General features: G+C 60.6%; 11 protein-coding genes. 7 read left to right on the forward strand and 4 right to left on the reverse strand.

Annotated elements, in window-relative coordinates; all coding sequences use genetic code 11:
• Positions 1 to 808 (reverse strand): alkaline phosphatase family protein (locus tag LCF60_RS17840; RefSeq protein WP_292293629.1); only part of this gene is annotated, 808 nt, incomplete at its 3' end.
• Positions 809 to 818: 10 nt separating this feature from the next.
• The gene (locus LCF60_RS17845) at positions 819 to 2000 is read right to left on the reverse strand and encodes a 2-aminoethylphosphonate--pyruvate transaminase (protein ID WP_292293631.1); all 1182 of its coding nucleotides are present in this window, start codon (positions 1998 to 2000) and stop codon (positions 819 to 821) included.
• Between the two features lie 118 nt (positions 2001 to 2118).
• Here LCF60_RS17845 and LCF60_RS17850 point away from each other — a divergent pair, with 118 nt between their 5' ends.
• From LCF60_RS17850 to LCF60_RS17880, 7 genes are all read left to right on the forward strand, one after another.
• Positions 2119 to 2997, forward strand: coding sequence for a LysR substrate-binding domain-containing protein (locus LCF60_RS17850; RefSeq protein ID WP_292293632.1), 879 nt, complete (start codon positions 2119 to 2121; stop codon positions 2995 to 2997).
• 56 nt (positions 2998 to 3053) lie between these two features.
• Positions 3054 to 4580 carry a sulfatase-like hydrolase/transferase gene (locus LCF60_RS17855; protein ID WP_292293634.1) on the forward strand — a complete coding sequence of 509 codons (1527 nt, stop codon included), beginning with the start codon at positions 3054 to 3056 and terminating at the stop codon, positions 4578 to 4580.
• Between the two features lie 234 nt (positions 4581 to 4814).
• The gene (locus tag LCF60_RS17860; protein ID WP_292293636.1) at positions 4815 to 6854 is read left to right on the forward strand and encodes an ABC transporter substrate-binding protein; all 2040 of its coding nucleotides are present in this window, start codon (positions 4815 to 4817) and stop codon (positions 6852 to 6854) included.
• 118 nt (positions 6855 to 6972) lie between these two features.
• On the forward strand, positions 6973 to 7977 hold the full coding sequence (locus LCF60_RS17865; protein ID WP_292293638.1) for an ABC transporter permease: 1005 nt from the start codon (positions 6973 to 6975) through the stop codon (positions 7975 to 7977).
• Positions 7978 to 8014: 37 nt separating this feature from the next.
• Positions 8015 to 9181: an ABC transporter permease gene (locus LCF60_RS17870; protein ID WP_292293671.1), complete on the forward strand. Its 1167-nt coding sequence runs from the start codon at positions 8015 to 8017 to the stop codon at positions 9179 to 9181.
• A complete protein-coding gene (locus LCF60_RS17875; RefSeq protein ID WP_292293639.1) occupies positions 9178 to 10173 on the forward strand; it encodes an ABC transporter ATP-binding protein in 996 nt (331 codons plus the stop codon). The genes LCF60_RS17870 and LCF60_RS17875 overlap by 4 nt, the downstream gene beginning before the upstream one ends.
• A complete protein-coding gene (locus LCF60_RS17880; RefSeq protein ID WP_292293640.1) occupies positions 10170 to 11171 on the forward strand; it encodes an oligopeptide/dipeptide ABC transporter ATP-binding protein in 1002 nt (333 codons plus the stop codon). The genes LCF60_RS17875 and LCF60_RS17880 overlap by 4 nt, the downstream gene beginning before the upstream one ends.
• Here the strand turns inward: LCF60_RS17880 and LCF60_RS17885 are convergent, their stop codons facing one another.
• Both LCF60_RS17885 and LCF60_RS17890 read right to left on the reverse strand, forming a co-directional pair.
• Complete coding sequence (locus LCF60_RS17885; RefSeq protein ID WP_292293642.1) at positions 11172 to 13124, reverse strand: SGNH hydrolase domain-containing protein; 1953 nt, start codon at positions 13122 to 13124, stop codon at positions 11172 to 11174. It abuts the gene before it with no gap.
• Between the two features lie 174 nt (positions 13125 to 13298).
• Complete coding sequence (locus LCF60_RS17890) at positions 13299 to 14636, reverse strand: glycosyltransferase family 4 protein (RefSeq protein ID WP_292293644.1); 1338 nt, start codon at positions 14634 to 14636, stop codon at positions 13299 to 13301.
• Positions 14637 to 14643: the final 7 nt, after the last annotated feature.

The raw sequence follows: 14643 nt of genomic DNA on the forward strand, positions 1-14643 counted from the left end.
TCAGGTCCTGCACATAGATCACGGCGGGATCGCCCTTGGCGTCATGCTTGGGTTTCATCCCGTGATCGGCCGTCACCACGATGGCCGCGCCCATCGCATCCAGCTCGGCCAGATAGCGATCGAACATGGCGTAGAAATCCTTGGCGCCCTGCTCATCGGGGGCGAACTTGTGCTGGATGTAATCGGTGGTGGACAGGTACATCAGGTCCGGTTTCCACTCTTTCAGCAGCTTTACACCAGCAGCGAAGACAAATTCCGACAGCTCGGCGGAATAGACCTCGGGCACCGGCATACCGAGCCAGTCGCTGGCCTTCTCGATGCCGTGTTCGGCTTTGGTCGTGTCGCCGGATCGCTCGGAGGAAAACGCAATTGCGCGGTCTTCGTCGAACTTCAGACCCGCGCCCAGTAACGCGCGCAGCTTGTCTTTGGCAGTGACAACGGCGACCCGTGCGCCAGCGTCGTAGAACTTGGAGAATACGGTGGGCGCACGGAGGAAGCGCACGTCGTTCATCATCACCTCTTCGCCGGTTTCCGGTTCACACAGGAAGTTGCCGCAGATGCCGTGCACCGATGGCGGGCGGCCCGTGGCGATGCTCATGTTGTTGGGGTTGGTGAAGGACGGGATCACCGAATGGGCCAGTCGGTCTGTGCCGGTTTCGCGAATGCGCTTGAGCGTCGGCATCAGCCCTTCGGCGATGGCGACCTCAAGATATTCGGGTTCGCAGCCATCCAGACAGATCGCGATCGCGCAGGTTTTGGGCGCGGGGTAGGTGCGGTCATTTGCGACCACGGGGTTCTCAATCGGCATATCTCTTCCTTCAGGCGGCGAGTTTCTTGCGTTCTTCCAAAGCGGCGGCAGGCGGGGCCGCGCTGCTGACCTTCATGTCTTTCAGGGCGTCGCGGGCGGCATCCACCACGCGGCGCATCACGTGTTCATCCATCTGCCCGATCACCCCGATGCGGAAGCTGTCCACCACGGTCAGCTTGCCGGGATAGATGATGAAACCACGTTTCTTCATGGCCTCATAGAAGGCCTGAAAGCTGAAGTTCGGATCGGCGGGGCAGAAGAAGGTCACGATGATCGGACTGAGCCAGCGGTCGGCCAGCAATGTCTCGAACCCCAGATCGCGCATGCCCTGCACGATCACGTCGCGGTTGCGGGTGTAGCGCGCGCCACGTGCGGGCACACCGCCTTCAGCTTCGTGCAGGTCCAGCGCCTTGAGGAAGGCGGCGACCACATGGGTGGGCGGCGTAAAGCGCCATTGGCCGGTCTTTTCCATCGTGGCCCATTGGGCGTGTACGTCCAGCGACAGCGAGTGCGAGTTGCCCTTGGACGCCATGATCTCGTCCTTGCGGGCGATGACAAAGCCGAAGCCGGGGACACCCTCGATACATTTGTTGGCCGAGGACACGAAGGCGGCGCAGTTGAGTTTGACGGGGTCCAGAGGCAGGGCACCAAAGGCGGACATGCTGTCGATCAGCAGCTTGCGCCCGGCGGCCTGCGTCGCCTGCGCGATTTCCTCGACCGGGTTCAGGATACCGCTGGAGGTCTCGCAATGGATCGCCAGCACATGGGTGATGGCAGGATCATCGGCGAGGACGGCAGCAACCTCGTCCCCGCGCGGTGGAAGGTAGTCGCCCTTGTCGAGCAGGTGACAGGATCGCCCGAGGTAATCCAGCGTTTGCGCCGCACGCAGGCCGTAGGCGCCGTTCGACAGGATAAGCACCTTGCCGTCGCGGGGCACGAAGCTGCCCAGCATCGCCTCGACGCAATAGCTGCCCGAGCCCTGGATCGGAACGCAGTCGTAGTCCGGCGCACCGTCACCGATCAGGGCCAGCAAGCGGCTCCGCATGGTCTTGGTCATGGTGCGGAAATCGTCATCCCAGCTGCCCCAATCCTTCAACATCTCCTGCTTTACGGCATAGGATGTGGTCAGCGGGCCGGGCGTCAGAAGATACGGCTCCCCAAGTCTGGGATCGGGCAGAGGCGGGACAGGCATGGCGCGGCTCCGTTGGTCGGCATCGCCAGTCATATGCGCCGCAAAGCCCCATATGTAAAATCTTTGTTCTCTATCGAATTATAGGCTAGGCTTATGGAACCTTAATACGGAGCGGTCGATGCGGTACAGCCAGTTGCGTGCGTTCCATAACGTCGCCTTGCACGGGGGGTTCTCCCGCGCGGCGCGGGCGCTCAATATTTCGCAACCCTCCGTATCGGATCAGGTGCGCCAGCTTGAACAGCGCCATGACGTGCTCTTGTTTTCACGCGAAGCTCGGCAGGTGCAGATGACAGCCGCCGGAGAAGCATTGTTCCGGCTGACAAGCGAGATGTTCGAAGTCGAAGAACGGATCGCCGCGCTTTTCGATGAAAACCGAAAGGCCCTTTCGGGGCATCTGCGGATCATGGCCGACTCTGCGATGCACGTCACCGAAGCCGTGCGGCGCTTTCGGGAATCCAGTCCGGACGTGTTTGTCACCATCCGCACCGGGAACACGGAAGACCTGCTGCGGCGCCTGCGCAATTACGAAGCCGAGATCGGGGTCGTCGGAAATTCCATTTCGGCGGCCGATCTCGACTCGGTCGATCTGGGGCGGACTCCGATCCTTGGTTTGGTCGCCAAGGGATATTTCCCGGAGGGCACGGGCCAACTGCGGTTTCGTGATCTCGGCAACCATCCGTTGGTCTACCGCGAGCAGGGATCCCGGACACGTGCGCAGGTCGAGGAAGAAGCGGCGCGGCTTGATCTTGACCTAGTGCCGGCGATTGAGGTCGAAGGCCGTGAAGCGATGCGCGAAGTGGTGGCGTCAGGCGCGGGGATCGGCTTTATCAGCGAAGCCGAGTTCGGTCATGATCGGCGGCTACAGGCGATACCGTTTGCGGATGTCGATATCGGGATGTGGGAATCCCTGGTGACCTTGTCGGCGCGGCGGGACGTTCCGTTGATCCGGGGCTTTCTGAAAGCGGTTCAACGATCTCTGGCGGAGCCAGATATATAGGTTTTACCTATCGAACTATATAAATGACCTCTCTTTACATATGAATACCGCTTGGCATGATCAGACCAATCCTGGGAAATGCCGTGACCAAGACCAAGCTGAATACACTTTTCATCGTGATCGACCAGTTGCGCGCGGACTGCGTGTTCGGGGCATTGGGCGCCCATCTTGATCTCCCGAATATCCGGGCATTGGCGCGTGATGCGGTGTCGTTTGAAAATCATTATTCGGTCGCGTCGCCCTGCGGTCCGTCGCGCGTGTCGCTGCTGACGGCGCAATACACGTCGAACCATGGCGCGACCCGCAATGGCACACCTCTCAAGCGCGATACTCCGAACCTGGCATCTGTGCTGCGGGACGATGGCCTTGACCCGCTGCTGTTTGGCTATACCGACACGGCGCAGGATCCGCGTTTCCTGCCGCCCGATGATCCGCGGCTGTTTTCCTACGAGGAAGTCATGCCCGGTTTCTCCGAGGTGCTGCGGATGCGGCTGGAGGGGGATTCTCGGGCGTGGGAAGAAAACCTGCGCGCCAATGGCTATGACGTGCCACCTTATCCCGAGCTTTATCGTCCTGCCGGCGACACCCCCGATGCGCCCGCGCTTTATGCTGCCGAGCACAGCGATACCGCGTTTCTGACCGACCGGACCATCGCCGATCTCGATGCGCGGGAGCCGGGCTGGTTTGCCCTGCTGACCTATATCCGCCCGCACCCGCCTTTCGTGGCACCCGCGCCATATCACGCGATGTATGACGCCAAGGACATGCCGTCGGCCAAGACCGCTGACGACCCGGACTGGCATCCCTTTGTGACCACGGCGCGGAACAAGGCGTCGGTTGCGTCTACGGTCGTCGGCTTTCCGGATCTGGCCGCCTCGGATGAGACCACGCGGATGATCCGCAAGCTGTATTTCGGCCTCGCGACCGAGGTGGATCATCACATCGGCCGGCTAATCTCGTGGCTCAGGGAAAGCGGGCAATATGACAACACTCTGATCGTGCTGACCGCCGATCATGGCGAAATGCTGGGCGATTACGGTCTTTGGGGCAAGATGACCTTCCACGATGCGGCCTTCCATGTGCCGCTGATCATTCGCAACCCGCAAAGCCCTGCGCGCGGTGCCGTCGTCACAGCACCGACGGAGTCGACGGATGTCACGCCGACGATCCTTGACTGTCTTGGGCTGGATGCACCGCATTCCATGGATGGGCGAAGCCTCAAGCCGTTTCTCGAAGGCAGGACCCCAAAGGACTGGAAACAGATCACGGTGTCCGAACTGGACTTCGGGAATCCGCTGGTTCCGACCGCCTGGCAGAGCGCGCATGGCCTGACGTCCGACGCGGCGAATCTTTCCGTTCTGCGCAAAGAATCGCTGCGCTATGTGCAGTTTGCCGGAGGGTTGCCGCCTATCCTTATGGATGTATCGGACGGCACCGAAACGCGGAATCTGACAAAAAAACCGGCACATGTGCAGACAATGCTTGATTTGATGCACGAATTGCTTTGCCATCGAATGGTTAATTCGGATGGCACATTTTCGAAGACACTGATTACCGAGGATGGCGTTAAGGTGGCCTCGTGACCCGAAGCACTGTCATGGATCTGTCACGATTGGCAGGGATACAAGGCCCGGCTGTTCACGCACCGGCTGGGGATACAAAGGAGACAACACGCCGGAGTTCAGTCCGTGGCGCGACACTGTCTGCCAGAGTGTCCGCGCGTGAGTCCGGACATCCGAAATGACCGGCTGTGAAAACGGACCGGGACAAGAAGGGGGAACAGCCCCCGTCACCACTTGGAACCAACAGGAGAGACAATGAAACGGATCCTACTTTCAGGCGTGGCCTTGATTGCGCTTCCGGCAGCGGCCTATGCCAATTGCCCGGCAATCACGATGGCCGACATGCAGGGTATCGACCCCGGTGAATACCCCCAGCAATATGAACTGAGTGCCTTTCAAGAGGCAGCCGGTTGCTCCATGGAGTTCAAGGCGAACCCCGAGATCGACGCGCTGAACGCGCAGATCAAGGGAAACCCCGAGCTGCCGCCGCTGTCAGAGCGTCTTCCGGCGGAACCGCTTGTGATGGTGCCGTATGACAGCATCGGTCAGTATGGCGGTGAATTGAACGCCCTGTCCAACGCGACCGAAGCGGGCACTTCGGACTTTTTGTCCGTGCGCCACGTGAACCTGGTGCGCTATTCCGACGACCTTCAGACGATCGTTCCGAACATCGCGAAGTCCTGGGAATGGAATGACGATTACACACAGCTGACCTTCACCCTGCGCGAAGGACACAAGTGGTCCGACGGAGAGCCGTTCACCAGCGCCGACGTGGCGTTCTGGCACGACAACCTAATGCTGGACACGAACATCTACGAACAGCCCCGCGACTATGTCACGGTCGGCGGCGAAACGATGACGGTCGAGACACCGGATGACGTGACGGTGATCTTCAACCTGCCGGGGCCCAAGCCGGGTCTTCTGACGCATTTCGCGACCACCTATGCGCCGGGCTTCCAGCCGAAGCATTTTCTTGGTCAGTTCCATCCGGACATCAACCCGGATGCCGACAGCTATGCGCAGTCCCTGGGCTTCGAGAATGGCTATGATGCCATCCTCGCCTATTACGGCAACTCGGACTGGACAGATACGCCGACGCCGATGCTGTCGCGCTCGGATATCGTCGACGGCTTGCCCAAGGCCACGATGCCGACGCTGGAATCGCATATCTACATCACCGACACCACCGAGGGTCGGAAACTGGTGGCCAACCCCTATTTCCACCAGGTCGACACCACCGGTCAGCAGCTTCCGTATATCTCGACGCAGGACGAGCTTTACATCAACGACAACGAAGTGCGCATCCTCAAGCTGGTGAACGGCGAAGTGGATTACAAATCGCAATCCGTGCGTCTCGAGTCCGTGCCGTTGCTGCTGGAAAACCAGGAAAAGGGCAACTACGCGATCCAGCTCAAGCCGACAGTCGGCATGCCCGCCTTCAGCTTCAACTTCACCATCGAAGACGAAGCCAAGCGCGCGGTCTACAATGACATCCGGTTCCGCGAAGCGATGTCTCTGGCCATCAACCGGGACGAATTGAACGAGATCGCCTATTTCGGTCAGGGCACACCCAGTCAGATCGCACCGTTCAACCCGGCGCCCAGTTTCGTTGATCCCAGCTGGGAAACCTACAAGGCCGAGTTCGATCCCGACACGTCAAAGGCGCTGCTTGACGAGATCGGTATGGTCGATGTCGATGGCGACGGGTTCCGTGAGCTGCCGAACGGCGACAAGGTCACGCTGAACATGCAGTTCTCGACCCAGGGCATCGCCGGGGCGGTGGTTGAACTTGTCGGTCAGAACTGGGCCGATGTCGGTGTGCAGACGCAGGTCAAGGAAGTGACCCCGGATGAATACCGGTCTGCCCAATCGGCCAACAACCTCGATGTGGGCCTGTGGCAATACGGGGCACCGCTGGCGATCCACCTGGGCCTGAACAGCTTCTTCCGTCCGCCGTTCGGGACCTATTTCGAACACCGTACCGGGATGCTCTGGGCGGAATGGCTGGATACAGATGGCGCGTCAGGCGTGGAGCCGCCGGAATGGGCCAAGAAGCTGGCCGCCGATATCGACGCGTTCCAGTCGGCCGTTCCCGGCACGCCGGAATCCGACGCGCTGGGTGCCGGTCTTGTCGAGAATTTCGTCGGCAACATGGTGATGATCGGCACGGTGAAAGCGCCCGAACCGATCTATGCCAGCAACAACCTCAAGAACTTTACCGAGTTCCGGACATGGTCCTATGAATATTACCGGACCTACCCCTACCGCGCGACGCAGTGGTGGCTGGACGAATAAGGGTCATTGACCTTGCCACGGGCGGTTCTGCCGCCCGTGGCGTTTCTCAAGAATGAAAGCTGTCTGAAAGGCACACCGGATCAACCGGAGGCGCAGACGCAACCCAGGGGCAAGCTTCATGTTGAATTTTGCGCGCTTCGTGATGACACGTGCAGTGCTGGCGATGATCACGCTGATCATCGTGTCGCTGGTCGTGTTCTCGCTCATGGAGCTGGTGCCGGGCGATTGTGCCGAACGGTATCTCGCGTTCAAGAACACCCAGGGCTCGGGAATTTCAGCCGCCGATATCGAGAACGAGCGCATCCGGCTCGGGCTTGACCGGCCATTCCTCGAACGCTGGGGCAAATGGATCGTGAACGCCTTCCAGGGTGAATTCGGGGACAGCTGCATCCTGCGTGTGAACATCGCCCAGCTTCTGGGCGACAAGTTCTGGATCTCGTTGGGGCTGTGCCTTGCGTCGCTCGCGCTGGCCTACGCGATTGCCCTGCCGGTCGGCATCATCGCCGCCGCATCGGACAACGCGGTTCTCAACAATTCGCTTCGCCTGTTCAGCTATCTTGGTCTGGCGCTGCCGAACTTCCTGCTGGCGCTGATGATCATGCTGTTCTCGACGGTCTATTTCGGAGACACGCTGACGGGGCTCTTCTCGGCCGAATACCGCGATGCGGACTGGAGTTGGGGGCGGGTCGTGGACCTGCTCAGCAATGCCTGGCTGCCCATCTTCATCCTTGGCTGGTCGGCCACCGCCTTTGCGCTGCAAACCGTGCGCGCGCTGATGTCCGACGAGATCGGCAAGCTTTATGTCACGGCCGCATCGGCGCGGGGGGTGCACGGGCGCAAACTCTTGTGGAATTACCCGGCGCGGCACGCGCTGGGGCCGATCGTCAACAGCCTTGGCTTCGATCTCAACCGCATCTTCAACGAATTGCCGATCGTGGCGCTGATCCTGACGCTGACCGAAGCGGGGTCGCTTCTGATCGAGGCGCTGGCCCGGTCGAATGACCAGCAGCTTGCCGGTGCGATCATCTTCCTTCTGACCGCGTCCATCGTGACGCTGAATTTCCTGACGGACGTCATGCTTGCGGCTCTTGATCCGCGCGTCCGCAAGAGCATCGTGAGGTGACGCCATGACGACGACACCCGATCCCCTCAAGCCGAACATGGCCGAAACCACCGGCCCGCATGTGCAGGTCGTGGAAACCGACGCCGCCGTCGAGCGCCGGTCGAAAGAGGCGTATTTCACCGCCTCGCAGGGGCAGCTGATCTGGGCGCGGTTCAAGAAACAACGCTCTGCCATGATCGCGGCCAGCGTTTTGCTGTTCCTTGTCCTGTCCGGAATTTTCGCGCCGTTCCTGTCACCCTACAATCCGACGATTGCCGGCAAGAACGATGACTACACCAACGGCGCGCCACAAATTCCGATGTTCTGTGATACCAATGGCTGTTCGCTTCGGCCCTTCGTTCACGCGGTGGAACGGGAACGGTCGATGGCGACGAATTTCCGCTGGGTGACGACGATCAACGAGGACGAACGCAACTACGTGCATTTCTTCGTCGAAGGCTGGGAGTACAAGCTGTTCGGCTTCATCCCGATGGACACGCATCTGTTCGGCACGCAGGAAGGGTTCATCCACGTCTTCGGCACCGATGCCAGCGGCAAGGACATCTTTTCCCGCACCTTCCATGCCATCTGGACCTCGTTACAGGTGGGTACCATCGGCGTGTTGATCGCCTTTGTCCTCGCGCTCGTGATCGGAGGGGTGTCCGGCTATTACGGCGGCTGGATCGACTCCGTCCTGCAAATGATCACCGATGCGGTCCGAACGGTGCCCGCCATTCCGCTCTTCATGGCGGTGGCGGCCTTCATGCCACCCGAGCTATCGGCCGAGGAACGGTTCTTCTACATATCCCTGATCCTTGGCCTCATCGGCTGGCCCACGCTGGCGAGGCGTGTACGGACGCACCTGCTGACCGAACGCAATCAGGAATACGTATTGGCGGCTCAGCTTTGCGGTGCGTCCTCGGGCCACGTGATCCGGCGCCATCTGCTGCCCAGCTTCACCAGTTACATCATCGTCGATCTGGTGATCTCGTTTCCCTACATGGTGCTGTCGGAAACCGCGCTTTCCTTCATTGGCCTTGGCCTCAAGGACCCGGTGAACAGCCTTGGCGTGATGCTTCAGAACGTGACCAGCGCCGACGTGCTTCTCAATTATCAATGGTACTTCATCCCGGTGATCTTTTTCATCGCACTGGTGATGGCGTTCGTGTTTGTCGGAGACGGCTTGCGCGACGCGGCAGACCCCTATTCGGACAACAACAAATGACCGCGCTGATCGACGTTGAAAACCTGACGCTCAAGTTTCGCACCGACGAAGGGCTGATCACCGCTGTCGACAATGTGAGCTTTTCGCTTGGGACCGGAGAGGTGATGGGGCTGGTCGGTGAATCCGGGTCGGGCAAGTCCGTGACGGCCAAGGCGCTGATGCACCTGAACGCAAAGAACGCGGTCTATACCCCGGAAAGCAAGATCACCCTGCATACCGAAAATGGGCCGGTCGATGTTCTGTCGCTCAGGACGCCGCGGGAACTGAACATCGTGCGCGGCGGTGCGGTGTCGATGATCTTTCAGGAACCGATGGCCAGCTTTGCGCCTGCGATCAGCATCGGCAAGCAGATGGTCGAACAGCTTTTGCTGCATGGCGATTACACAAAGGAACAGGCGAAACGCTGGTCGATCGAGATGCTCGATCGGGTCGGGATTTCGGATGCTGCGAAACGTTTTGACCAATACGCATTCGAACTCTCCGGCGGGATGCGCCAACGCGCAATGATCGCGATGGCGCTGTCGACGCAGCCGAAACTGCTGATCGCGGATGAGCCGACGACCGCGCTTGACGTGACCATTCAGGCGCAGGTGATCGACCTGATGAAGGACCTCGTGGAAGAGTTTCACATGGGGATCGTCTTCATCACACATGACCTTGGTGTGGTGGCACAGACCGCCGACAAGGTGAATGTGATGTATCTGGGCCGGATGATCGAGGAAGGACCGGTACGCGACGTGATCCGAAACTCGAAACACCCCTATACCCAGGGGCTTCTGGCGGCGCTGCCGAAACTCGACGATCTGGATTCACCGCTGACTCCCGTGCCGGGGGACATTCCGTCGCCGCTGGAACGGCCATCGGGTTGCGTTTTTCACACCCGATGCAGCCAGATGGTTGGTGACGTTTGCAAGACGGTCGAACCGCGTGAGCGGGACATCGACGCAAGCCACAAGGTGGCCTGCCATATCTACGAAAAGGTGCCCGCATGAGCGACGTTCTGATCCGTGCGAAAGGTCTGTCCGTCGGCTTTCCCATCGGCGGCGGGCTGTTCAGCAAACAGATCCTCAAGGCCGTCGACAATGTGTCCCTCGACATCGAAAAGGGGTCGTTCTTCGGTCTTGTCGGGGAAAGCGGGTCGGGCAAGACAACGCTGGGACGCGCACTGCTCAAGGCGGCACCGATCACCGCAGGGGGTGCGCATTACTCCGATGGCGAGGTGGATTATGACCTCGAAAACATCACAAGGGACCAACTCAAGGATTACCGCAAGCGTGCGCAACTGATCTTTCAGGATCCCTATGCCGCGCTTAGCCCACGGATGACGGTGCGGGACATCATCGCCGAACCGCTCGAGGTCATGGGACTGACAAGGAACCGGCAGGAAACCGACGCCCGCGTGCGCGAGATCGCGGCGAAATGCCGGTTGAACCTGGAACATCTGCGCCGTTTTCCGCACGCCTTTTCAGGTGGTCAGCGCCAGCGCATCTCGATTGCCCGCGCTTTGGTTTCGGCGCCCAAGTTCATCGTTGCGGATGAAAGCGTGGCCGCTCTTGACGTGTCGATCCAGGCGGATGTGCTGAACCTGCTCAAGCAGATCCAGTCGGAGATGGGGCTGACCTTCATGTTCATCAGCCATGATCTGTCCGTGGTGGCACATACCTGTGACCATCTTGCGGTGATGTATCTGGGCCGGCTTGTCGAAACGGCACCGACCCGCAAGTTGTTCGCTGCGCCGCGTCATCCCTATACCAAGGCGCTTTTTTCCGCGATCCCGTCGCTCGATCCGGACGATCGTGGCACAGCGCAAAAGCTGACGGGCGAAATCCCGTCGCCGACCAACCAACCTTCGGGCTGCAAGTTTCACACGCGCTGCCCCTTTGCCATCGACCATTGCAAGCAGGTCGAACCGCAACTGGAGTCCGATGGGACGGGGCATGAGGTGTCGTGCCACCGCTGGAAGGAGCTGATGGCGCCCGTCGCGGCGTGATCAGCTGTCCAGCGGGCGCCGCATCGGGGCGTGGGTCAAGCTGCGTCTGAGGTCGTCCTCGAGGATCGGGCTGAGCGACAAGGACCCGCTCGTCGTCAGCCGCGTCGACGTGATGTAATCGCTCGACAACCCGCCGCGCGCATCGCAGCGTGTGGCGGAACAGAAGACGGGCCAAGTGTCGAGATATGTCGCCAGTCCGCGGGCAGCCAGACGATGGAAGACCGCGTCAATGTCGGCATGAAGGTCGGTCGCGGCCTCGAGGGAGGTTGCCTCCGAAAGCGCGGGCATTCTGTAATAGAGCCCGCTTCCCGGTGCGCTGGCCCGCGCGGCGACCTCGGCATCGAAACCGGGCTGTGCCGGAACCTGCCGCAGAACCGACACACGCAATCCCTGCTCGACCAGCGACGCGATCGACTGTTCAACAGCGGTCGCCACGTATTCTGCCTGCCGGGTGATGTCGATCGGGGTGCCGTCGGATGGGCCAAGGCGAACCGCCGGACGCGGCAGCAATTCGGCAGACCGGGCTTCGGTATAATAGAGCCAATCGGCAACAATCGTGACCTGGCGCAGGCTGGGCAGGTGCGGAACAGCTTGTAGAACCTGGTCGGAATGCTGGTCACACTCCCGTCCAGACAGGCCGACCCTCTCGGAAAAGCGTGTTTGCAAGCCGTCGGCCGGGATGCAGTTTTCCTGGCTGATCAAAAGCGTCGGCACCATGGCCCGGCGCGCGGCCTCGGCAAACCCGGCGCGCATCGACTCCAGCTGGTGATCGCCCCAGACGAGCGCTTGCGGAGCTCCGGGCGGGCCGACATGACACACTTCGAGACCGGCCAACGGGCCGTCGGTCTCGATCGGGCAGGTCAGCGCGGTGCCGCGCGTTTCAACGGCGTGGATATAGGCGTGGGCACTTTCGGGAAACCGCAGCTGAAGCCCGTGTGACGTCAGGCTGATCAACCCGTTGACGAAGAGGATACTCGCCAGAACGCCACTGATCACGAACTGGTCCAGCCCGGCGCGCTGTTCGACATGTTGCCAGAGCACCCAGGAAAAAATCGCGAACAGCAGGCAAGGGATGATCAGGACAAGGAAATCCGAATGATCTGGTCCATGGATGCTGAGTGCGCCGGCCAGTTGGGTCAGGGGGACCGCCCAGAGAAACGTGTGCAGCGTCATGCCGAACCAGCGGCGACGCAGCGCGGTCTTGCCGGGATCGACGTTGCGCGGGCGGCTGCCGAGGTAGAGAAACGCAATGCCAAGCGCCACGATGGCGCGGGCGAACAGCGTGTCACCCGTCGCCGTGATGGCAAGGATACCTGCCAGGAGGTTTATCACCCCGATGGCGAATGCGTGTTTCAGGATCGGAAAACGATTTGTCGCGATGAAGGGGATGGCCCCGCACAGAAACGCCCATAATCCACCAAGCGGCAGCAGGCCGATATCCGGGTTCATCACCAACGACAGCATCAACGAGGCCACGGCGATGGCCCCCAGTACGGTCAGAAGCTGTGCCGGATTCCTGTTCAATCGCCAGTACAGCACTGCCAGGATCGCGCTGCATTGTCCGATCAATGCGGGGAGCCAGAGATGATCGAAAAGCCCGTCCATCCGCAATCCGCTGTCGACGGGAAAGAACAGCAGACCCAGGTTGGTCGAAAACGTGGCCGCAAGAAGAAGCGCATGGCCAAGACCGGCGAACTCGCTTGGAAGGAATACCAGCCAGCCCACCATAAACAGCAGGGCCGCACAGCACAAGATGCCGATGAAGTAAGCCTGAAGGACACAGATGACCTGCTGCCTGAAGATGTCCTGACCGCGGATCAGCTGGTTGGCGCACCACGAGCCACAGAAAACCAGCACGATATCAGCAGCAAAGGCGTTCGTGCCAAGGTTCCCGGTGCCCAGAGCTGCCAGCGCAAAGGCCAGACATGCCACCGCAAACAGGAATTGCCGCATTTCGGAACGGGCGGATTCCGTGTCTTTGAGTTGCAGGAGATCTGTCAGTCTGACGGGCAGTCGGGCTTGCACACGCACACATTTCTATTTTGCGGCCCCACACCGTAGCACGGTCCTACAGGTCCGGATCGCGCCATGGCAACAATCAATACGGAAACACTCTGTTATGCTGCTTCAGGCCGACTCTTTTTGTGATTGCCACATTTCCGCCTTGAAAACGTCAGGTTTCGCGGATTGCTTTTTCGCACATGCCCAATCGTAGACCTGCCGAACCTGCTCGGCCTTGCGGGACCACAGGAAATGCGTCTCGATCCGGGTTTTCGCGGCTCGAGCCATGGGCGCAAGCTGTTCGGGGCGTTCCGCGAGCCGAGACAGGGTCTCTTGGAACCCCGCTATGATCTCGCCGCGGCTGCCGCACGGGATCTTGAAGCCGGTCTCCGCGGTCACCAGTTCGCCCGGGCCGGCATAGTCCACGATCACCGGAACCACCCCAAGCGCCATGGCCTCGAGAACGACACCGCCACCGAATTCGCGGATCGAAGGGAAGCTGAGCACGTGGGACCGGCCCAGGATGGATTGCACCTCGGCGTGCGGAATCCACTTGTGAAACGTCACTCCTGCCTCGCACTCCAGGGCTTTCGTCTGGGCGACAAGCTGCGCCAGCATGGGACCGTCCCCGATGATATCGAGGGTCATCCGTCCCGCCCGCAATAACTCGGCCGCGGACGAGATCAGCATGTCGGCCCCCTTGTAGGGCACCAGTCGGCCCACGAAGCAGGCTTTCAGAACCGGGCTCTCGGGCTGCGCGGTCTTGTTGAACCGTGCCGGATCAATTCCATTTTCGGGAATATAGACCGTCTTGGGCTGATAGGCTGCCGGAACCTCGCTTTGGGTATGCCTTGAGCCTACAAGGATCGCGGACGCATGTTTCAAGGTGCTGGTCCGCCCCGGCAGATGCTTGTAGACGCTTCTGAGATAGCTGAGCCACTCTTTCTCCTCGCGCCGTTCCGCATCGAAATGCCGAGGCCAGGGAACGCCGCCATTCAATGGACCCAGGACAAACGGTACGCCCGCCTTGGCCACCTTCCCGGCGATCGGTGACGCAATTGTCGGGCTGAGGGGCGTGACGCGGTGCACAAGGTCAAACTTTCCGGCCTTGATCGCTGGCCCGAATTCCTTCCAGACCAGGTGTTCGAACCAAGGATAGATCAGCGCGTTGATCGCCTGAAGGGTGGTCCACCCCTTGCCTTCGCCCATGCGCAGCTTTTCGGCCACGGCCCAGAGCGGACGGGCCACGGCCTCTGAATCGATCACCGTGAAATCGCGCCCTTCGATCAATCCGGCCCGCAGGATGGCGTCCTTGTTGCGGATCTGCGTGACAAGATGAACATCCGCCACCTCCCGCAGCGCCTGCGCCATGGACCAGCCGACCAGCGGCACGCTGACCCATTCCGGATTGGCGGCTTCCGCAATGGCCAGAACGCGTGGCCTCTCGAGAGGATGTGTTGTCATGTCCGGC

The organism is Marivita sp., assembly GCF_020055635.1.
Lineage (GTDB): Bacteria > Pseudomonadota > Alphaproteobacteria > Rhodobacterales > Rhodobacteraceae > Marivita.

Coding starts and splice junctions, on each gene's coding strand:
- LCF60_RS17845 (WP_292293631.1), bottom strand. CDS start 2,000: ATGCCTGTCCCGCCTCTGCCCGATCCCAGACTTGGGGAGCCGTATCTT.
- LCF60_RS17850 (WP_292293632.1), top strand. CDS start 2,119: ATGCGGTACAGCCAGTTGCGTGCGTTCCATAACGTCGCCTTGCACGGG.
- LCF60_RS17855 (WP_292293634.1), top strand. CDS start 3,054: ATGATCAGACCAATCCTGGGAAATGCCGTGACCAAGACCAAGCTGAAT.
- LCF60_RS17860 (WP_292293636.1), top strand. CDS start 4,815: ATGAAACGGATCCTACTTTCAGGCGTGGCCTTGATTGCGCTTCCGGCA.
- LCF60_RS17865 (WP_292293638.1), top strand. CDS start 6,973: ATGTTGAATTTTGCGCGCTTCGTGATGACACGTGCAGTGCTGGCGATG.
- LCF60_RS17870 (WP_292293671.1), top strand. CDS start 8,015: ATGGCCGAAACCACCGGCCCGCATGTGCAGGTCGTGGAAACCGACGCC.
- LCF60_RS17875 (WP_292293639.1), top strand. CDS start 9,178: ATGACCGCGCTGATCGACGTTGAAAACCTGACGCTCAAGTTTCGCACC.
- LCF60_RS17880 (WP_292293640.1), top strand. CDS start 10,170: ATGAGCGACGTTCTGATCCGTGCGAAAGGTCTGTCCGTCGGCTTTCCC.
- LCF60_RS17885 (WP_292293642.1), bottom strand. CDS start 13,124: ATGCGGCAATTCCTGTTTGCGGTGGCATGTCTGGCCTTTGCGCTGGCA.
- LCF60_RS17890 (WP_292293644.1), bottom strand. CDS start 14,636: ATGACAACACATCCTCTCGAGAGGCCACGCGTTCTGGCCATTGCGGAA.